Source organism: Pseudomonas sp. CF161 (assembly GCF_000416215.1).
Lineage (GTDB): Bacteria > Pseudomonadota > Gammaproteobacteria > Pseudomonadales > Pseudomonadaceae > Aquipseudomonas.
Window position 1 is genome coordinate 1 of sequence record NZ_ATLP01000053.1, and the last position, 20891, is coordinate 20891.

Here is a 20891-nt window from a genome sequence, read left to right on the forward strand (position 1 = left end):
GATGGCAGCGGAACCTACGCCGGTACTTCGGGCACGGCCAACCAGGGCGGCCACGGTGGCGCCTTTGGCACGGTGAACATGGGCGGCGTCGGTGGTTCAAGCGTCGGCGGGGCCGGCACCCACAATACCTACGGCTATTCCGATGGCTCCGCGGGCGGGACGGCCTCTGCCGGTGGCCTCTCCATCGGCGGCGGTGGCGGCGGCTCCGGGCAAGGGCGGCTCGGCGGCCGGGGGTATCTACAACGCCAGCAGCGGCAAATTGACCATCGTCGGCACGTCGGTGATTACCGGCAATATCGGTGCCGGCGGCGGCGGTGGTGGCGGCTCGATGGTGGGCAGTGGTACCGAACTTAACGGCGGCGAGGCTGGCCGGGGTGTGGGTGCCATCTGGAACAAAGGCTCGGTGCTGATCACCGTGGCCAACTTTGCCGCCCTGAACGCGGCCAACAACGCCGGGGGCAGTGGCGTAGGCGGCTTGACCAACGTTTCCACGGCCTCGCAAGGCGTCTCGCCGACGGCGATCCCCGGCTTGTTCAATGACACCGGTGCAACGGCCAACACCGCCTACGATCCGTCGCCGACCGCGACCATCGTGGTCACGACCCCGGCCCAGCACATCGGCACCACCTCCCAGGTCACCATCACCTTCAGCGAAGCGGTCAGCGGTTTCACGCTGGCCGACCTGACGGCGCCACACGGCACCCTCAGCAACCTGACCACCAGCGACGGCGGTAAAACCTGGACCGCGACTTTCACCCCTGATGCCGGTGTCACCGGCACTGGCCACATCACCCTGGACAACACCGGCGTCACCAGCGTGTCGCTGAGCCTGGCCGGGGTCGGCAACACGCTGTCCGGCAACTACAGCGTCGACACCGTAAGGCCGACGGCGACCGTCACCTATACCGGTCCGACCCTGAGCACCACCGCCACCGGCACGGTGAACATCACCTTCAGCGAAGCGGTGAGCAACTTCAGCCTGGCGGACATGACCGCGACCAATGGTGTGCTGAGCAACCTGAGCACCAGCGACAACATCCACTGGACCGCGACCCTGACGCCCGTGGCCGGCAACGCCAGCAGTGGCAATATCGTGACCCTGAACAACACCCTCTACACCGATACCGCCGGCAACGCCGGGATCGGCGATTCGACGTCCGGCAGCTACGTGGTCGACACCGTGTTGCCGACGGCGACCATCGTCGTGGCCAACCCGTCGTTGAGCATCAATGACACGTCGGAGGTGACCATCACCTTCAGCGAGGCGGTCACCGGGCTCACCAGCACCGACCTGGCGGTGGCCAATGGCACCCTGAGCGCCTTGACCACCCTTAACGGTGGCCTGACCTGGACCGCGACCCTGACCGCGACCGCCGGCATTAAAAACACCGGCAATGTGATTACGCTGAACAACAGCGGTGTCAGTGACCTGGCGGGCAACGCCGGCAGCGGCAGCACCACCTCCGGCCAGTATTCGATCGACACCCAGCGGCCCACCGCGACCATCGTGTTCGGCAACACCAACCTGGGTATCGGCCAGACCACCACTGTGACCATCACCTTCAACGAGGCCGTGAGCGATCTCGACCTGGGCGACCTGGCGGTGAGCAACGGCGACCTGAGCAACCTGGCCACCAGCGACGGCGGCGTCACCTGGACCGCGACCTTTACCCCGACGCCCGGGATCTTCAGTGCCACCAACCACATCACCCTGGACAACAGTGGCGTGCATGACGCGGCGGGCAATGCCGGCGCCGGCACCACCGACTCCAACAATGTGCTGATCGACGGCGTACGCCCGACGGCCACCGTTGAGGTTGCCAGCCCCTCGATAAAGGCGGGTGAAACGTCGCTGGTGACCGTCACCTTCAGCGAGGCGGTGACCAACTTCAGCAACAGCGACCTGACCATTGTCAACGGCACCCTCAGTACCCTGATCACCAGTGACGGCGGCATTACCTGGACCGGGACGCTGACCCCGAACAGCGCCGTTGAAGACGCCAGCAACCTGATTACCCTGAATAACACCACCTATCAGGACCTCAGCGGCAACGCCGGGGTCGGCACCACGGATTCCAACAACTACGCGATCGATACCCTGGTCCCCACGGCGACCATTGTGGTGGCCGACCCGCAGCTGACCGCGGGCGAGACCACCATGGTGACCATCACCTTCAGCGAGGCGGTGACAAGTTTCGACAACAACGACCTGAGCGTGCCAAACGGCACCCTGAGCGCAGTCAGCAGCAGCGACGGCGGCATTACCTGGACCGCGACCTTCACGCCGACGGTCAACGTGCGTGACACCACCAACCTCATCAGCCTGAACAACGCCGGGGTGAAGGACCTGGCTGGCAATGACGGTATCGGTATCACCAACTCGGCCAACTTCACCATCGATACCGTGCGTCCCAACGCCACCATCGTGATCTCGGACCCGGTCCTGGGCATCGGCGAAACCGCGCTGGTGACCATCACCTTCAACCAGGCGGTGACTGACTTCAGCAACGCCGACCTGACGATCAGCAACGGCACCTTGAGCGCCGTGACCAGCAGCGACGGCGGCACCACCTGGACTGCGACCTTTACCCCGAGCGGCAATACCACCGACGCCAGCAACCAGGTCGTCCTCGATAACAGTGGGGTCCAGGCGGCGGGTTCCGGCAATGTCGGCGTCGGTAGCAGTGTGTCCAACAACTATGCGGTCGATACCGAGCGTCCGACCGCCACCGTGGTGGTGGCCACCGATCACCTTGGGGTCGGCGGTTCGTCCGTGGTGACCATCACCTTCAGCGAGGCCGTGAGCGGTCTGGACCTCGGCGACCTGACCACTGACAACGGCACCCTGAGCGGCCTGAGTACCAGCGACAACATTACCTACACCGCAACCCTGACCCCGGTCGGGGGCATCAACCAGGGCAACAACCACATTGTCCTGGACAGCAGTGGCGTAATCGATGGTGCCGGCAATGCGGGCGGCGGTAGCGTGAGCTCGAACGCCTATGTGATTGATAGCCAGCGTCCGACCGCGGCCATCGTGATGTCCGATCCCGCGCTGTTGGCGGGGCAGACCTCGCAGGTGACCATCACCTTCAGCGAGCCGGTGATCGGCTTCGACAATAGCGACGTGAGCGTGGCCAATGGCAGCCTGAGCAACCTCATCAGCAGCGACGGCGGCACGACCTGGACCGCGACGTTCACCCCGACCAGCGGCGTGAGTGACATCAGCAACCTCATCACCCTGAACAACGCCGGGGTCGAGGACCTGGCCGGCAACGCCGGTACTGGCGTGACCAACTCGGCCAACTACAGCATCCAGACGGTGCAGCCAACCTCTACCATCGTGGTGGCGAACCCTGCGTTGCTGGTCGGTGGCAATTCCCTGGTGACCATTACCTTCAGCGAGGCGGTCAGCGATTTTGACAACTCGGACCTGAGCGTGGCCAATGGCACCCTGAGCACTGTCACCAGCAGCGATGGTGGCATCACCTGGACCGCGACCTTCACCCCGGGCAGTAATATCTCGGACACCAGCAACGTGATCACGCTCAATAACACTGGTGTGCTCAACGCCGTCGGCAATGCCGGCAACGGCAGCACCACCTCCAACAACTACAGCATCGACACCCAGCGCCCGACGGCGACCATTTCGGTGGCCAACGCGCACCTGGGCATCGGCCAGACCACCACCGTGACCATCACCTTCAGCGAAGCGGTCAACGGTTTTGACCTGTCGGACCTGAATGTGGCCAACGGCAGCCTGTCCAACCTGGCCACCAGCGATGGCGGCACGACCTGGACCGCGACCCTGACCCCGACGGCTGGCGTCACCGACGCTACCAATCTGGTGGTACTCGATACCAGTGGGGTCATAGACCAGGCGGGCAACCTTGGCTCGAGTATCGCCATCTCCAACAACTATGGGGTCGATGCCGATCTGCCGAGCGCTACCATTGTGGTCGCCAACCCGAGCCTGACCGCCGGCCAGACCACCACCGTGACCATCACGTTCACCGAAGCGGTCACCGGTTTCGACCTGTCGGACCTGAGCGTGGCCAACGGCACCCTGTCCAACCTGGCCACCAGCGATGGCGGCAAGACCTGGACCGCGACCCTGACGCCGACGGCCAACCTGACCGACCCGAGCAACTTCATCACCCTGGACAACAGCAGTTACACCGACCTGGCGGGCAACGCCGGCAGCGGCTTTTCCAACTCCAACATGTACTCGGTGACCACGGTGTCCACGGTGACCACGGTGTCCCCGGCCGGCGATCCGGAGTTCCGGGTCAGCGAGCCGGTGGCACCGCCCGCACTGGCCAACGTCCCGCTGCAGCCGATCATCTTCGGCCCGCCGAGCGGTGACCTGGGCTCGCCGCTGGTGATGCCGCCGCTGTTCGAGCAACGCACCAGCGGCGGTGGCCTGCCGCCAATCGGCAGCATATTCATCAATAACGGTGCGCTGGCGCCGAGCTTTATCGCCCAGGTGTTCAGCACCGACAGCGGAGGAGATGGCAATGGCAGCGGCTTCCTCGGCTTTGGCGGTGGCGATGGCGGGGTGTTCGGCAGCAGCACCCTGTCGAGCCTGTTCAACCAGGACTCGGGCACCCAAAGCGACTCCTTGAACGCCTTCGGCAAGCATTCGATCAGCAGTGATGCGACCCAGGGGCTGCGCGGGGTATTTGGCGCGCCGACCCTGGGCCAGCAACTGCAGCAACTCAAAGACAATGAACAACGGCAGATCCAGGATCTGACCTATGCTTTCGAACAGGCCGGCATCAGCGAAATGCAGGCTTGAAACACACTTAATCAATGCGGTTCCCAGGGGCGATTCAGGGATGAGAAACAGTCAGAAGTTGTTCAGCGTCAGCCTGCTGGCGCTGGTTGTGAGTGGTTGCGCGGTCACCAGCGACCCCATCGAACGCAGCGTCAGCGAGCAGCGCGCGAAAAGCGACCTGTCGAGCATGTACAAGGACCAGGAGCCGCTCAGCGGCCCGCTGACCTTGCACCAGGCCATGGCCCGCGCGGTGAAGTACAACCTCGAAGGCCGCCTGAAAATCATGGAGGAGGCCCTGGCCAAGCGCCAGCTGGACCTCGCCAGCTTCGACATGTTGCCGCGCATGGCGCTTTCCGCCGGCTACGCCGGGCGCAACAACGTCAGCGCCTCCAGCAGCGAAAGCGTGCGCACCGGCACCCAGTCCCTGGAACCCTCGACCTCCCAGGACCGCGACCGCAACGTGGCCGACCTGACCATGGTGTGGAACGTGCTCGATTTCGGGGTCAGCTACATCAGTGCCAAGCAGCAGGGCGACCAACGCCTGATCGTCCAGGAACGGCGGCGCAAGGTGATCAACACCATCGTCCAGGACGTGCGCTCGGCCTATTGGCGGGCGGTGGCCGCCGAGCGTCTGCTCGGCCAGATCGACAGCCTCATGGCGCGGGTCGACAAGGCCCGGGGCAACAGCCAGAGCATGAGTGAACAGCGCATCGGCGACCCGGTGCAGGCCCTGGGTTACCAGCGTTCGCTGATCGAGGCCACTCGTCAGCTCGAAGAGCAGCGGCGCGCCTTGTCCCTGGCCAAGACCGAACTGGCGACCCTGATCAACCTGCCCCTGGGCACTCCCCTGACCCTGGCGACCGTGGACGATTATTCGATCCCCGAGCTCAAGGTCGACATGGCCGTGCTGGAACAGGAAGCCCTGGCCAGCCGTCCGGAACTGCGCGAACAGGACTACCAGACCCGCATCAGTTCGGCGGAAACCCGCAAGGCGATGCTGCGCCTGTTGCCGGGGCTGGAATTTTCCGCAGGCGGGCATTACGACAGCAACTCGTTCCTGGTCAACGACAAGTGGGCCGACTACGGGGTCAAGGTCACCTGGAACCTGTTCAACGTGATCTCCGCCCCGGCGGCGATCAACGTCGCCAAGGCCGGTGAAGAAGTGGCCACCGCGCGGCGCCAGGCGATGTCGATCGCGGTGCTGGCCCAGCTCTACGTGGCCAACGCCAACTACCGTGAAGCCATGCGCCAGTTCAAGACCAACCAGCAGCTGGCGAATATCGACGGGCAGATCGTCGGCCAGTTGCGCAATCGTTATCAGGCCAACGGCCTGGGCGAGCTGGACCTGATCCAGGGCGAGCTCAATACCTTGCAGACCGACCTGCGGCGTGACCTGTCCTACGCCGACCTGCGCAATGCCTACGGTCAGATCTTCGCCAGCGCCGGGCTCGACCCGCTGCCGGATGAGCTGCAATCGACCCAGGTCCAGTCCATCGCCACGGCCATGGCCGGCCGGGAAGCCGATTGGGCGTCGGGCAATATCGCGGCGCCGGTGGTCCATGCCCGGCAGCAGTGACCTGCAGGCACCCACGGCCAGCATCAGCCGCACTCGCCGCGAGGCCCGCAATGGCCATCGCGGTGCGGCGATCCTGCTCACCGGGTTGCCGGCCGCGGGCAAATCGACCCTGGCCCAGGCCCTGCACGCCGAGCTGTTCGCCCTGGGCGCGCAAAGCCTGGTGCTGGACGGCGATGCCCTGCGGGGCGGGCTGAATCGCGACCTGGGTTTTACCGAAGCCGATCGCTGGGAAAACATTCGCCGGGCCAGTGAGCTGGCGGCGCTGTTGGTGGGCAACGGACAGATCGTGATCATGGCGATGATTGCGCCCCTGATCGAGCTGCGCGAACTCTTCGCCCAGCGCCTGGGCGAGGACTATCACGAAGTCTGGTGCAGCGCCTCCCTGGCGGTGTGCGAACAACGCGACCCCAAGGGCCATTACGCCCGTGCGCGGCGTGGCGAGATGGCGAGCTTCACCGGTGTCTCCGCGCCCTATGAAGTGCCGCTTGCCGCGGCGCTCGAGCTGGACACCGGCCACGGCTCCGTCGAAACCTGCGTGGCCCGGCTGCTGGATTGGCTGGGCGAGTGCCGGGTACTGCCCCAGCCATGAGTCGAGTGGCCTATGCGCGGTTGCCGGTCAGCCTGGATCTGCCCCTTTTGCTGCAAGCCCTGGCCGAGATCAGCCCGGAGCAATGGCAGCGGCATTTCAACGCCGAGTACTACCAGGGTGACTGGAGCGGCGTGGCGCTGATTGCGCCGCAGGACGCCCTCACCGAACTGGCGCCGGGGCAGGGCGCGGCGCTCGAACGCCAGCCCTGGCAGCGTGATCCGCGCTGGCAGCAGGCCTTGAGTGACCTGGGGCTGGAAATCCGCTCGGCGCGGCTGCTGCGGGTCGGGCCGGGCAGCCGCATCTTCGAGCACCGCGACTACGACCTGCAAGGGCCCGAGGCTGATCTGCGCCTGCATATCCCCCTGCTCAGCCCGCCGCTGGTCGACTTTATGCTCGATGGTCAGCGCATGCCGCTGGCCGCGGGCGAATGCTGGTTTCTCGATCTGTCACGGCCCCACAGCGTGGACAACCGGGACCGCAGCGAGCGGATTCACCTGGTGCTCGACTGCCGCCCCGGCCCCTGGCTGAGCCAGGCCATCGAAGCCGGCTCCGCTACCACGCCGGCCCCGGGAGAGGGGGCGGCCGCTGCGGCGTTCGCTCAGTTTCGCCAGCTGCTGGCGGACCATCCGCACCTGTGCCAGAGCCTGCAGGCCCTGACCGACAGCGAAGCCTTTATCGCCCACACCCTGGCGCTGGCGGCGCAGCACGGGCTGGGCATCAGCGCCGACCAGGTGCGCGCGGCAATGCGCCAGGGCCGTCGCCAATGGAATGAACAATGGAGCCACTGAACCTGCACGGCTGGCTGCCGATTCGTATTTTTGCGCGCCAGGGCCAGTGGCGGGTCGACTGGTGCTGGTTTGGCGATACGCCCTTGCACCAGCCGTTTTTCCGCGAAGCGGTGGATGAGGCGCTGCGCTTGCCGTTCAACCAGGCGTTTCGGCGCGAGACGCCCCTGGCGACCCTCAGCCACTGGCAGGCCGAGAGCCCGGGATGCGAACCCCAGGCCTTTATCTGCCACGCCTCGCGCTGCGGTTCGACCCTGATCAGCCAGATGCTGGCGGCGCTCGATCACTGCACCGTGATCAGCGAACCGCCGCCGCTCGATAGCCTGCTGCGAAGCGGGCTGCCGGCCGACACCCTGGCGGCGGCGCTGCGCGGCCTGATCAGCGCCTATGGCCAGGCCCGGGGCGTTGTGGGGCAGCGCCTGGTGCTCAAGCTCGATGCCTGGAACATCGGCGAACTGCCCTTGCTGCGCCGCTGCTTTGCCACGACCCCCTGGTTGTTCGTATACCGCGAGCCGTTGGAAATCGCTGTTTCCCATTTGCGTCGCAGCGGCATGCACATGGTGCCGGGGTTGATCGGGCCCAGTGCTTTGGATGATGCCCAGAGCGGTTTCGAGCGCGAGGCGTTTATTGCCCGACGCCTGGGGCGCCTGTTGCAGTTGGGGCTGGAACGCTGCGTCGAGTTCCAGGGGCTGGCGGTCAATTACAGCGAGCTGCCCCAGGCGATGGCCGGGCGCCTGGCGCTGTTTTTCGGGCTCGACGCCGAGCAATGCAGGCGGGCTTTTTCCAGGGTTGAACAACATGCCAAGCAGCCCGACCAGGTGTTTGTGGCCGACGGCGCGAGCAAACGCGATGAGGCCTCGCCCCTGCTGCGAGAGCAGGTCGAGCGTTGGGCCCGAGGCCCTTACGAGCGCCTGGAAAGCCTGCGTGCGGCGCAGGCGGATTCAGGGTTTTGAGGACAGGTCGGCCATGCCCTTGAGCAGCTCGATCGGCAGCGGGAAGACGATGGTCGAGGTTTTGTCCCCGGCAATCGAACTCAGGGTCTGCATGTAGCGCAGCTGCATGGCGCCGGGTTGGCGGCCGAGCATTTCGGCGGCCTGCATGAGTTTCTCCGAGGCCTGCAATTCGCCCTCGGCGTGGATCACCTTGGCCCGGCGTTCGCGTTCGGCTTCGGCCTGTTTGGCGATGGCGCGGACCATGGATTCATTGAGGTCGACGTGCTTGATTTCGACGTTGGCCACCTTGATGCCCCAGGCGTCGGTCTGCGCGTCGAGCACCTGCTGGATATCCATGTTCAGGCGTTCGCGCTCGGCCAGCAGTTCGTCCAGCTCATGCTTGCCCAGCACCGCACGCAAGGTGGTCTGCGCCAGTTGGCTGGTGGCCATGAGGAAATCCTCGACCTGGATAATGGCTTTTTGCGGGTCCAGCACGCGGAAGTAGAGCACCGCGTTGACCTTGACCGAGACGTTGTCGCGGGTGATCACGTCCTGGGGCGGCACGTCGAGCACCACGGTGCGCAGGTCGACGCGAACCATCTGCTGCACCACCGGGATCAGCAGGATCAGCCCCGGCCCCTTGACCTGCCAGAAGCGCCCGAGCTGGAACACCACGCCGCGCTCGTATTCGCGCAGGATCCGAAAGGTCGACACCAGCAGCACAATCACCACTACCACGAGCGCCCCGACACCTATTTCCAGGCCCATCTCATTCTCCTCGCGGCGCGGATGCGACCGCTGTGACGTGCAGATACAGGCCCTGGCGGGCCATCACGCGCACCGCTTGCCCGGTGTGCAAGGGGCTGGCGCTGAGGACCTGCCAATGTTCGCCCTGCAACTGGACCCAGCCGTGACAGGGCTGGTCGATGTCGACGGCGGTTACCGCGGTCACGCTGCCCACCAGGCCGGCATCGCCATTGACCGGTTGTTTGCGTCGCGTGCGCAGTGCCAGGCTGGCCAGGACCACCAGCAGCACGGCGCTGAGCACCGCCAGGCTGACGATCAGCGGCAGCGGAATGCCATAACCCGGGATGTCGGTGTCCATCAGGATCACCGAGCCGGCGATAAAGGCGACGATGCCGCCGAAGCCGATCACGCCGAAGGTCGGCAGGAAGGCCTCGGCCACCATAAAACCGATGCCCAGCAGGATCAGCCCGGCGCCGGCATAGTTCACCGGCAGCAACTGCAGGGCATACAGGCCCAACAGCAGGCAGATGGCCCCCAACACCCCGGGCAGCGCCGTACCGGGGCTGACGAATTCGAAAAACAAGCCATAGACGCCGAGCATCATCAGGATCATCGCCACGCTGGGGTGGGTGATCAGCGACAGCAGTTGCGTGCGCCAGTCGGGGTCATGATGAGTCAGCGCGGCGCCCAGGGTGTGCAGCTGGACCGCCTGCCCGGCGGCGTTGAGGGTTTTGCCATCCAACTGCTTGAGCAGGCCTGGAAGATCGTCGGCCAGGTAGTCCACCACCTTGATCTTCAGGGCTTCTTCGGCCGGCAGGCTGACGGCTTCGCGCACGGCCTTCTCGGCCCATTCGGCGTTACGCCCGCGCAATTGCGCCAGGCCACGGATGTAGGCGGCGGCATCGTTGATCTGCTTGTGCGTCAGGTTGTCGTCAGCGGGGTCGGGGGCGGTGGTTTTGTCGCTGCGCGGCGCGGCCGGCGGGTTGGCGGACCCTGGCAGGACGCCGAGCTGTACCGGGGTGGCAGCCCCCAGGTTGGTGCCGGGGGCCATGGCGGCAATATGGCTGGCGTAGAGAATGTAGGTCCCGGCGCTGGCCGCCCGCGCACCGCTGGGGGCGACAAAGCTGGCGACCGGTACGGGGCTGGCGAGAATGGCCTTGATGATCGCGCGCATCGAGGTGTCGAGCCCGCCGGGGGTGTCGATGCCGATCACCACCAGTTGCGCGTGTTCGGCGGCGGCCTGGTCCAGGCCGCGCAGCACATAGTCGGCGCTGGCCGGGCTGATCACATCGTTCAGCGTCAGCACCACCACCGGGTCCACGGCCCAGGCCGGCCCGACCGGTAGACCGATCAGCAACCCGAGCAGCACTGCCCGCCATCCACCTCTGTTCATATGACCCTCCTGGAGAGTCATGCACCGGGACGTCCATCCATTCGCTGGCCTTGTGCTTGAGTCTAGTTGAGCAAGCGGGCGCCTGAATCGTGCAGCCCTGCACGGCGGGTGCCGTTGGGAAGTTAATCGGCCGGGCGGTGGTGGCGACCCCTGGCGCGACCTAGACTCAGGTGCAGTGAGCAGCAGGTGATCAACCCAAGTCCGGCAACCCTGTGACGGACACCGAGGTGCAGCATGCGTATGGCAAAAACCGTGCAACGCAGCCTGGAGCAGGCGCATTGCGAATTTGATGTGGTGACTCACCCGCATTCGGCCAGCAGCCTGGAGACCGCGCGAGTGGCCGGGGTGCCCGCCGAGCGGGTGGCTAAATCGGTGGTCCTCGACGACCACCATGGGCATTACCTGATGGCGGTCCTGCCTGCGAGCCGGCACCTGGACCTGAGCAAGGTCCGCGGCAGTGGCGAATGGCAGATCACCCGCGAAAGCACCCTGGCCCACCTGTTTCAGGATTGCGAACGGGGCGCGGTGCCGGCCCTGGGCGAAGCCTACGGCCTGGACATGGTCATAGACCCCTTGCTGACCCGGCAGAAAGACATCTACGTCGAGGCCGGCAACCACCACAACCTGGTGCACATGAGCATGGAGCAGTACCTGAAAATGGTGCCCCATGCCGAGGTGTGCGAGGTCAGCCACTAACCGGTCCGGGCGGTTTTCACCCCCGGCCCCCTGCAAATCCAGGAGCCCCCCATGGAGTCACCGACCCACAGCCTGCCGGCGCTGTTCAAGCAGCTCGGCCTGCCCGACGACCCGATCAGTATCGAGCGTTTTATCGCCACCCATTCGCCGCTCAAGCCCGAGCTGCACCTGGCGGACGCGTTCTTCTGGTCCCGCAGCCAGGCGGACTTTTTGCGCGATGAAGTGCTGGAGGATGCCGATTGGGCGGAGGTGGTGGATCAGTTGGATGTGTTGTTGCGCAAGGGGCGTGGGGGGTAAAGCGGTGTCAGGGCGTATCTGAAGGCGGCCAAAGGCCTGAGGCGGGCACCAGGGCGAGAGTCCAGATGGCGTGCTGATTCAACTGGTAAACCACGCGGTAGTTCTGGTGGGGAATCAGCTCGCACGGTCCTGTGCCGCCTGCGGCGTCCACAGCAGCTTCATGTGTCGGTGGCTGCCTGCGCACGCCTGGCGGCGAATCGGGCTTCTATCTCGTCGTTGGAAATGCCATTGCCGGCCTCCACAGAAGTGCGTGCCGCCTCGACTTTACGCTGCAGAAAGGCTTGGTACTCCCGGGTTTCGCGTTGGGTCTGCACGAACTGGCGCATCATCTCGCGAACGATTTGCGAGGCAGGCCGGTGCGCGGCCTCGGCCATGAATTGATCACGCAGCTCGGATTCGAGTTTCAGGGTGAAGACGGCTTGCTTGGGCATCGGCAGGGGTCAGGTGAGGTACTGAAAACGTATATACGTTTTCAGTACGTAGTCCGGCGGTGTGCCAGGATTGACGATCGACTGCAGGGTAATTTGTATCAAAACTTGACCAAAAATATCCGCCAATGTCATATTGATAGTTAGCAAACTAACAGTGTGCGAATCCTCACTTGTCCCAGAATCTCGATGCGCTCCAGATGAATATCAGCAGCGGCATGGTGGTCGCCTCGCGTCATTGGCGGCGGATCTGCCAGACCACGCTGCTCAACTACGGAATCTCCGAAGCCTGCGCAGTGCCCTTGTTGATGATCGGGCGCCTGGGCGAGGGCGTGCGCCAGGTGACGGTGGCCCATGCGGCCGGGATGGAGAGCCCGTCCCTGGTGCGCCTGCTCGATCAGTTGTGCAAGGCCGGTTACGTGTGTCGCACCGAAGACGCCCATGATCGCCGCGCCAAATGCCTGAGCCTGACCGCCAGGGGCCGCGAACTGGTGCAGGCGGTGGAGGTGGAGTTGGCGCGCCTGCGTCGCGAAGTGCTGGACGGCATCGCCCCCGGCGACCTTGAGGCCGCGCTACGGGTGATTCGCGCCTTCGAGTCGGCAACCCATTTGCCGGTGGCCTCTTCTTGAACGGATTTTTTACCGGCATGCCGCCGGCGCGGGACTGGTTCTACGGCGCGCGCACCTTCGCCGCGTCGATGATCGCGTTGTACATCGCCATGCTGATGCAGATGCCGCGCCCCTACTGGGCCATGGCAACCGTGTATATCGTCTCCAGCCCGTTTGTCGGTCCCACCAGCTCCAAGGCGCTGTACCGCGCGGTCGGCACCTTGCTCGGGGCGGCGGCGGCGGTGCTGTTTGTGCCGATGTTCGTGCAGAGCCCCTACCTGCTGGTGGTGGTGATTGCGCTGTGGACCGGCATCCTGCTGTTTTTGTCCCTGCACCTGCGCACCGCCAACAGCTACGCGCTGATGCTGGCCGGCTATACCCTGCCGCTGATCGCCCTACCGGTGGTGGATAACCCCCTGGCGGTGTGGGACGTGGCTGAGGCGCGCACCGAGGAAATCTTCCTCGGCATTGTCTGCGCCGCGGTGGTCGGCAGCATGTTCTGGCCGCGACGCCTGGCACCGGTGTTTGTCGACGCGGCCGGCAAGTGGTTTGCCGATGCGTCCACTTACAGCCAGCGCTTCCTCAGTCGCAACGTGGACCCACAGGAAGTCAGTGCCCTGCGCGGCTCGATGGTCGCCACCTTCAACAGCCTGGAGCTGATGATCGGCCAACTGCCCCACGAAGGCGCGCGGCCACAGACCGTGCGCAATACCAAGGAGCTGCGGGGGCGCATGATCCACCTGCTGCCGGTGGTGGACGCCCTGGATGACGCGCTCTATGCCCTGGAACGCCGCACTCCGGAGTTGGTCGCGCAGTTCGCACCGCTGCTGGAACAGGCCGCTGCGTGGTTGCAGGACACGGCCGCGGGCGCCTCGGTGGAGCGCTGGCAAGCACTGCGCAATCAGCTCGAAGCCTTGCAGCCGAGCGCCGAAGCGCTGGATGACCGACGCCAGCTGCTGCTGTCCAACGCCCTGTATCGGTTGGGCGAATGGATCGACCTGTGGCAGGACTGCCGCAGCCTGCAACACGCCATTCAATGCGAAAGCCAGGACACCTGGCGCGCGGTCTACCGGCATTGGCGCCTGGGCCGGCTGACGCCGTTTCTCGATCGCGGGTTGATGCTGTATTCGGTGGTCTCGACCATCACCGCGATCATCGTCGCCTCGGTGCTGTGGATCCTCCTGGGCTGGACCGACGGCGGCAGCGCCGTGATCCTGGCGGCGGTGGCGTGCAGCTTCTTCGCCTCCATGGACGACCCGGCGCCGCAGATCTACCGCTTCTTTTTCTGGACCGCGATGTCGGTGCTGTTCGCCAGCCTCTACCTGTTTCTGATCCTGCCCAACCTGCATGACTTCCCGATGCTGGTGCTGGCCTTTGCCGTGCCTTTTATCTGCGTCGGGACCCTCACGGTCCAGCCGCGTTTTTACCTCGGCATGCTGCTGACCATCGTCAACACCTCGTCCTTTATCAGCATCCAGGGCGCCTATGACGCCGACTTCCTGAGCTTCGCCAACTCCAACCTGGCCGGGCCCATGGGCTTGCTGTTTGCCTTCGTCTGGACGCTGATTGCCCGGCCCTTCGGTTCGGAGCTGGCGGCCAAGCGCCTGACGCGCTTCAGCTGGCGCGACATTGTCGGCCTGACGCAGCCGGCGACCCTGGCCGAGCATCGGCACCTGGGGGCGCAAATGCTCGACCGGCTGATGCAGCACCTGCCGCGCCTGGCCATGACCGGCCAGGACACCGGCGTCGCCCTGCGCGAACTGCGGGTGGCGCTGAACCTCCTCGACCTGCTGGCCTACTCGCCACGGGTGCAGGGTTCGGCGCAGGCACTGGTGCGGCAAGTGGTGGCCGAGGTCGGGGCGTATTTCCAGGCCTGCCTCAAGGCCGGTGAACGCCTGCCGGCGCCCAGTGCTCTGCTGATGACCCTGGACCGAACCCGGCGCGCCCTCGGCGCCCAGGCCCAGGACGACCACGAAACGCGCCTGCACCTGCTGCACGCCCTCAGCGGCCTGCGCCTGGCCTTGCTGCCGGGGGTGGAGTTCGTCGGCGGCGGCGAGCTTGAAGAACCGCTTCCCCATGGCATCGATGGAGCGCCTTTATGATCGGTGATCTGGATATCAGCGGGGTATTCCTGCCCACGCTGCTGGTGCTGATGGGCATTACTTACGTGTTGTACCTGGTGGTGCACGGGTTGTTGACGCGCATGCACTTCTATCGCCTGGTCTGGCACCGGGCACTGTTCAACGTGGGTCTCTACGCCTTGCTGCTCGGCGTGGTGGATTCACTCAGTCGATACCTGATGACATGAAAAAACCTTTATTGACCATCGGTCGTGTAGTCCTGACCTTGCTGGTGGTGACCTTCGCGGTCGTGGTGGTGTGGCGCATGGTGATGTACTACATGTTCGCGCCCTGGACCCGGGACGGGCATATTCGCGCCGACATCGTGCAGATCGCGCCGGATGTGTCCGGGTTGATCCAGCAGGTCCAGGTGCGCGACAACCAGTGGGTGCAGCGGGGCCAGGTGCTGTTCAGCATCGACCAGGACCGTTTCAAGCTGGCCCTGCGCCAGGCCAAGGCGGCCCTTGCCGACCGCCAGGAAACCCTCGACCAGGCCCAGCGTGAAGCCCGGCGCAACAAGGGCCTGGGCAACCTGGTGCCGCGCGAGCAACTGGAAGAAAGCCAGTCGCGGGTGGCCCGTGCCCAGTCGGCCCTGGCCGAAACCCTGGTGGCGGTGGACAGCGCGCAGTTGAACCTCGACCGCTCGGTGATCCGCAGCCCGGTCGACGGTTACGTCAACGACCGTGCGCCACGGGCCCAGGAATTCGTCACCGCCGGGCGCCCGGTGTTGTCGGTGGTGGACAGCAACTCCTTCCACATCGACGGTTATTTCGAAGAGACCAAGCTCGACGGCATCCATGTCGGCCAGGCGGTCGACATCCGGGTCATCGGTGACCGCGCGCGGTTGCGCGGGCATGTCGAAAGCATCGTCGCCGGCATCGAGGACCGCGACCGCAGCAGCGGTTCCAACTTGCTGCCCAACGTCAACCCGGCCTTCAGTTGGGTGCGGCTGGCGCAGCGGATTCCGGTGCGCATCGCCTTTGACGATGTACCGGCGGATTTCCGCATGATCGCCGGGCGCACCGCCACGGTGTCGATCATCGACGGCCAGGGCCAACCGCAGCAGGAGCCCGGGCAATGAACACAGCGGCGCGTTTGGCCCTGGCCGGGTTCGGCCTGCTGCTCTCGGCCTGTCACATGGTCGGGCCGGACTACCAGTTGCCGGCGGACGCCGCGCTGCAGCGTCCCGACTTGCAAGGTGAACTGGCGGCCCAGGACGCGGATGTGGTCTCGGCGCCGGTGCCCGGCGATTGGTGGCGCCTGTACCAGGACCCGCGCCTGGACCAGTTGGTGCAGCAGGCCCTGGCCTCCAACACCGACCTGCGGGTCGCCGCGGCCAACCTGGCGCGGGCCCGGGCCCAGGTCGACGAGGCTCAAGCTGCCGGTGGCTGGAGCGGTGGGGTGAAGATGGGCGCGCAGCGCTTGCAGGAGTCGGGCGAAGCCTTCCTCCAGGCCGACAAGGTGCCGGTGGCCAATGTCGGTGACATCGCCTTGACCACCTCCTATCAGTTCGACCTGTTCGGCACCCTGCAACGAGGCATCGAGGCGGCCAAGGCCAATGCCGACGCCACCCAGGCCGCGGCCGACACCGCACGCATCACCCTGGTGGCCGACGTGGTCCGGGCCTATACGCAAATCTGCGCGGCCAACGAGGAGCGGCAGATCGCCGAGCATTCCCTCGACCTGCAAGCCCAGAGCACCCAACTGACCCAGCGCCTGCGGGATGCGGGGCGCGGTGACGAGACCCAGGTCACCCGCTCGCAGACCCAATTCAAGTCGCTGCGCGCCGAATTGCCGCGCTATGAAGCGGCGCGCCAGGCCGGGCTGTTCCGCCTGTCGATGTTGCTGGCCAAACCCCTGGAGCAACTGCCCGCCGGCACCAGCAGTTGCGCCGAGCTGCCGCACATTGCGCAATTGTTGCCGGTGGGTGACGGTGCGACCCTGCTCAAGCGCCGGCCCGACGTGCGCCAGGCCGAGCGTCGCCTGGCGGCTGCCACCGCCGACATCGGCGTGGCCACCGGCGCGCTGTACCCGGACATCAGCATCGGCGCCACCGTCGGCACGGTCGGCATCCTGGAAAACCTCGGCAAGCCCGCCACCAACCGCTGGGGTTTTGGCCCGCTGTTGAGCTGGAGCGTGCCGGCCAATGGCGCCCGCCAGCGCATTCATCAGGCTGAAGCCGTGAGCCAGGGCGCCCTGGCGCATTTTGACGGAGTGGTGCTCAACGCCATCCGCGAAACCCAGACCGGCCTGGCGCAATACAGTGCCCAACTGCAACGCCGCGACGCCCTGGCGGATGCCGAAGTGTCGGCGCAGCAGGCGGCGGACCAGACCCACCGCTTCTTCCAGGCCGGCCGCGCATCGTTCCTCGCCGACCTGCAAGCCACCCGGACCTACACTGATATGCGCGCGCAACTGGCCTCGGCCAACACCCAGGTCGCCATGAGCCAGATCGATCTGTTCCTGGCCCTGGGCGGTGGCTGGGAAAGCGGACGAACGCAAGGCTCGCCGCCCGGCAAACCCTGAGCCCGTTGCTATGCTTTGAGCTGTTGGGCGAGCGCCTTTTGAGAGCGCCCCGTCCACGGCTCAAGCACGTGATGGTCATGGGGATTCCAATAATGAAAAACCCTTATGCTCCCGGCTTCTGGTGCGTTCTGTGCGCGCTGTTGCTGCTCTCTGCGACTTACTTCTACGGCATCATGCTGGCCCACCAGATCGACAAGGCGATGGTCTTCCTCGACAGCGCCAGTGCGCTGATCGCGGTGCTGGCAATCGTGGTGGTGGCCTGGGCTTCGCTCGGCAGCCTGCGGCTCAAGAAAAAACAACTGGAACAGAGCAAGACCCTGGTGGTGATCTGGGACACCAAGGTCGCGCTGCGTCGGGTCGAAACCGTGTTTGATCGCTATTTCTGGGGCAGCTATTGGCAACCGGGGCGCAGTTTCCAGGAAGTCATGGGCGAACTCACCGGCACTCCTCTGGAGAAAAGCCTCGAAGCCCTGAAGAAACAGTGCGTGGTCCTCGACCGCCAATCCTGCGACGGCCGGCACTGGCTGAACAACGCCCGCGAACTCTCCGACGTCGCCGCCGCCATGGCCCGCCAGCGCTACCAACTGGACTTCTGCGACCCGCGAGGGGATGCCCCGGGCGGCGCCGTGATCGATCGCGACTTCGAAGTACTGGTGTACACCTGGAGCGCCCGCCTCAAAAGCTTCGACCACCAGCTCGATGCCCTGGAAATCGAATACTCCTGAGTACCTGTCTGCTGTCGCCAGGTTTGGGCCGCATTCGAACGCGGCCCGATCCTCCCGGCAGCTGCCACAACACCTGTCGCCGCTGCCGAAGGCTGCGCTGGCCTGTGCAGCCCCCCCCAAAAAACCAAGCCAAACCGCCGCGAATGGCCCCGTCCGTTCGTCCCATGAATGCGCCCTGGCTCACGGATTAACGAGTTTTCACATGCAAAGGCTGGGTCGCCGGGCGCCGCCAATGCTAATCTTCGCCCGCTTTACGCGAAGTCGAGCCGCAACCCGTCATGGGTTCAGGGAAGACGACCACACCTTCAAACAACGGATATTGATCGGGTCAGACATGAATAAATCAGCAGGCGTACTGTTAGGAATCGTCGTCGCAGTAGGTGCAATCAGTGCCGGCGGCGCCTGGTACACCGGCACCAAGCTCGAAGGTGTACTGCAAACCTCGATCGCCGAGGCCAACAAGGAACTGCAGGCCGCGCTGGTCGGTTCCAACGGCAGCGCGACCCTGGAGCTGGTATCCCTCGATCGCAAGCTGTTCACCAGCACCGCCCATTACCGCCTCAAGGGCGAAGGCGAGCTGTTCAACGGCAACGCCGAGCTGCTGTTCGTCGACCATATCGAACACGGCCCGCTGCCGTTCTCGCGCCTGATCAGCCTGAAGTGGCTGCCGGTCATGGCCACCAGTCACTACGAGCTGGAAAAGAACCCGCAGACCGAAAAATGGTTTGCCGCCGCCAATGGCCAGTCGCCGCTCAAAGGCCTGGTCAACATGGGTTACGACCGCTCCGCCAACGGCACCCTCGAGCTGCTGCCGCTGGATATCGCCCTGGATGACAACACCAAGTTCAAGTTTTCCGGCCTGAACCTGAATGTCGACAGCTCGTCCGAAGCCAAGAAGGTCAAGGTCGACGGCTACATGGACAGCCTCACGCTGCTCCTGAACCCGGCGGACAAGCCACCGGTACTGGTCGAGCTGAACGGCCTGACCCTGGCCAGCAACCTCAACAAGAGCAGTTTCGGTTTCTACCTGGGCCAGAACACCCTGGAGCTGACCAGCACCAAGGCCACCTTTGGCGACAAGAAATCGGTCCTGACCCTGAAGAACTTCGAACAGAAGACCTCCAGCGAAGAAACCGGCACTACCCTGGGCGGCCGCGCCGATTACAAGGTCGGCGAGATCAGCTTCGACGGCAAGAACATCGGTTCGGCGCAGATGGCCTGGAGCATGAAGAACCTCGACACCCAGTCCCTGATGGACCTGGTGCAGGTTTATCAGACCAAGCTGCAACCCTACGAAGCCGCTTCCACCGCCGCCGCCGAGAATGGCGAGCCGGCACCGGAGCTGCAAATGACCGAGGCCGAAGAGGCCAAGGTGCGCAGCGCGGTGAACAAGGTGCTGGAATCCAAGCCGCAGCTCGCCCTGGAGAACTTCTCGTTCAAGACCGCCAACGGTGAAAGTCGCTTCAACCTCAGCCTGCACCTGGCCAAGCCGCAGAACCTTGAGTTGCCGCCTGCTGAACTGGGCAAGCAACTGATCAGCCTGCTGGACGCCAACCTGCAACTGTCCAAGCCGATGATTGCCGATGTGGCGGCGTTGCAGGCGCAACTGGATGGCCAGACCGACGCCAAGCTGATCGCCGATCAAAGCACCATGGCGGCTGAAATGGTCAGCGGCATGGCCCTGGGGACGCAACTGGCGAAGCTGGAAGGCACCGACATCGTCTCCAAGCTGCACTACGCCGATAACCAGGTGGACTTCAACGGCCAGAAGATGAGCGTTGAGCAGTTCATCGGTTTTGTCATGAGCAAAGCCGGTGGTGCCGACGCCCTGCGCTAAGCCCACCTCGGTCGGCCGCCGCCGGCCGACAACGTCGTAGCAACCTGACGCCCGACCCCTGTTTTCAAGCAGGGTCGGGCGTTTTGCTGTGCGCGCAAAAATTGTCTGGAGCCTGGCGGCAACCCGCAAACCCCGGGCTTGAGCCCCTGGGGAAAACCCAACGGGTTCAAATTTCTGAAGCGCTGGGCGGGAAATGAATCTGAATAAATATTGCGCTGCAAATTCTCGTCTAACCTTGCGTGAAAGAATCCACTCGAAAAGATTTTGCCGGATCTTCTGATTCCGGCTTTCCGGCGCGTAACCAGCAGGGGGCGCAAGACCTCGGCTAGCCATGTAAGGATGCTGACGAAATGCCGTTTATTGTTCATCCCGTTCGCCTCTATGGTTTGCGCCCGCTGTTTCGCCTGGCGCTGTGCAGCCAGTTGCTCTGGCCGACCCTGGCGTTTGCCGACGCGGCCTATGACCAGCTGATTATCCAGGCGCGGGCCGGCACTTATGCGCCGGCCCTGACCCATTTGCGCGCCGTACCGCCCGATCAGTTGACCAACGGTCTGGTCAGCGACCACCTGCAAATCGCCAGTTGGGCCGGCCTCGACTCAGAGGTGGTGGACGTCTATGAGCACCAGGCGCGCAACCGGGTATTGCCGGTGCAGGCGTTGACCGCCACGGCCCGCGCCTATCGCAACCTCAAGCGCTGGGATTCGGCGACCCAGGTCTACCGTAAGGCCCTGGAGCGCGACCCGCAGAACGCCGACCTGCAACTGGGCCTGGCCATGACCCAGGCCGATGCCGGCCAGCCTGCCGAAGCGGTTGCCCGGGCCCGGGCCCTGGTGGCGGCCAAGCCCGATGACCCGG

The 20891-nt window shown here is 64.9% G+C and carries 18 protein-coding genes; 15 read left to right on the forward strand and 3 right to left on the reverse strand.

The window, feature by feature from the left end; all coding sequences use genetic code 11:
- The first annotated feature begins 172 nt into the window (after window positions 1-172).
- From CF161_RS09585 to CF161_RS09605, 5 genes are read left to right on the forward strand one after another with little or no spacing between them, the layout of a single operon-like run.
- Window positions 173-4798 carry an S-layer family protein gene (locus tag CF161_RS09585; RefSeq protein ID WP_020296382.1) on the forward strand — a complete coding sequence of 1542 codons (4626 nt, stop codon included), beginning with the start codon at window positions 173-175 and terminating at the stop codon, window positions 4796-4798.
- Window positions 4799-4838: 40 nt separating this feature from the next.
- Window positions 4839-6353, forward strand: a complete 1515-nt coding sequence (locus CF161_RS09590; protein WP_020296383.1) for a TolC family protein — start codon at window positions 4839-4841, stop codon at window positions 6351-6353.
- Window positions 6337-6942, forward strand: coding sequence for an adenylyl-sulfate kinase (gene cysC, locus CF161_RS09595; protein WP_020296384.1), 606 nt, complete (start codon window positions 6337-6339; stop codon window positions 6940-6942). Before CF161_RS09590 ends, cysC begins: the two co-directional genes overlap by 17 nt.
- Window positions 6939-7730, forward strand: coding sequence for an aspartyl/asparaginyl beta-hydroxylase domain-containing protein (locus CF161_RS09600; protein WP_043229034.1), 792 nt, complete (start codon window positions 6939-6941; stop codon window positions 7728-7730). The genes cysC and CF161_RS09600 overlap by 4 nt, the downstream gene beginning before the upstream one ends.
- A complete protein-coding gene (locus CF161_RS09605; protein ID WP_020296386.1) occupies window positions 7718-8680 on the forward strand; it encodes a sulfotransferase family protein in 963 nt (320 codons plus the stop codon). Before CF161_RS09600 ends, CF161_RS09605 begins: the two co-directional genes overlap by 13 nt.
- Here CF161_RS09605 and CF161_RS09610 read toward each other — a convergent pair.
- Both CF161_RS09610 and CF161_RS09615 read right to left on the reverse strand, forming a co-directional pair.
- Entirely contained in the window at window positions 8669-9427 is a 759-nt protein-coding gene (locus CF161_RS09610; protein ID WP_020296387.1) for a slipin family protein, read from the reverse strand. The two genes, CF161_RS09605 and CF161_RS09610, sit on opposite strands and share 12 nt — an antisense overlap.
- 1 nt (window position 9428) lies before the next feature.
- Entirely contained in the window at window positions 9429-10799 is a 1371-nt protein-coding gene (locus tag CF161_RS09615) for a nodulation protein NfeD (RefSeq protein ID WP_043229037.1), read from the reverse strand.
- A gap of 234 nt (window positions 10800-11033) precedes the next feature.
- On the opposite strand from CF161_RS09615, the gene CF161_RS09620 reads away from it, so the two are divergent.
- Both CF161_RS09620 and CF161_RS09625 read left to right on the forward strand, forming a co-directional pair.
- Window positions 11034-11495 (forward strand): aminoacyl-tRNA deacylase, encoded by a 462-nt coding sequence (locus CF161_RS09620; RefSeq protein ID WP_020296389.1) that lies wholly within the window; start codon window positions 11034-11036, stop codon window positions 11493-11495.
- 51 nt (window positions 11496-11546) lie between these two features.
- Window positions 11547-11792, forward strand: a complete 246-nt coding sequence (locus tag CF161_RS09625; RefSeq protein WP_020296390.1) for a DUF2789 domain-containing protein — start codon at window positions 11547-11549, stop codon at window positions 11790-11792.
- Window positions 11793-11950: 158 nt separating this feature from the next.
- Here the strand turns inward: CF161_RS09625 and CF161_RS09630 are convergent, their stop codons facing one another.
- Window positions 11951-12223: a hypothetical protein gene (locus tag CF161_RS09630; RefSeq protein ID WP_020296391.1), complete on the reverse strand. Its 273-nt coding sequence runs from the start codon at window positions 12221-12223 to the stop codon at window positions 11951-11953.
- Between the two features lie 197 nt (window positions 12224-12420).
- Between CF161_RS09630 and CF161_RS09635 the strand changes: the two genes are divergently transcribed.
- The 8 genes from CF161_RS09635 to CF161_RS09670 form a co-directional block, all read left to right on the forward strand.
- Window positions 12421-12849 (forward strand): MarR family winged helix-turn-helix transcriptional regulator, encoded by a 429-nt coding sequence (locus CF161_RS09635; RefSeq protein WP_020296392.1) that lies wholly within the window; start codon window positions 12421-12423, stop codon window positions 12847-12849.
- On the forward strand, window positions 12846-14930 hold the full coding sequence (locus CF161_RS09640; RefSeq protein ID WP_043229041.1) for an FUSC family protein: 2085 nt from the start codon (window positions 12846-12848) through the stop codon (window positions 14928-14930). The genes CF161_RS09635 and CF161_RS09640 overlap by 4 nt, the downstream gene beginning before the upstream one ends.
- Window positions 14927-15136: a DUF1656 domain-containing protein gene (locus tag CF161_RS09645; protein ID WP_020296394.1), complete on the forward strand. Its 210-nt coding sequence runs from the start codon at window positions 14927-14929 to the stop codon at window positions 15134-15136. The genes CF161_RS09640 and CF161_RS09645 overlap by 4 nt, the downstream gene beginning before the upstream one ends.
- The gene (locus CF161_RS09650) at window positions 15133-16029 is read left to right on the forward strand and encodes an HlyD family secretion protein (protein WP_043229043.1); all 897 of its coding nucleotides are present in this window, start codon (window positions 15133-15135) and stop codon (window positions 16027-16029) included. The genes CF161_RS09645 and CF161_RS09650 overlap by 4 nt, the downstream gene beginning before the upstream one ends.
- Window positions 16026-17474: an efflux transporter outer membrane subunit gene (locus CF161_RS09655; protein ID WP_020296396.1), complete on the forward strand. Its 1449-nt coding sequence runs from the start codon at window positions 16026-16028 to the stop codon at window positions 17472-17474. The genes CF161_RS09650 and CF161_RS09655 overlap by 4 nt, the downstream gene beginning before the upstream one ends.
- A 92-nt stretch (window positions 17475-17566) precedes the next feature.
- Window positions 17567-18199: a hypothetical protein gene (locus tag CF161_RS09660; protein WP_020296397.1), complete on the forward strand. Its 633-nt coding sequence runs from the start codon at window positions 17567-17569 to the stop codon at window positions 18197-18199.
- Window positions 18200-18533: 334 nt separating this feature from the next.
- Window positions 18534-20036 (forward strand): YdgA family protein, encoded by a 1503-nt coding sequence (locus CF161_RS09665; RefSeq protein WP_020296398.1) that lies wholly within the window; start codon window positions 18534-18536, stop codon window positions 20034-20036.
- A gap of 350 nt (window positions 20037-20386) precedes the next feature.
- A partial coding sequence (locus CF161_RS09670) for a tetratricopeptide repeat protein (RefSeq protein ID WP_020296399.1) occupies window positions 20387-20891 on the forward strand: 505 nt, incomplete at its 3' end.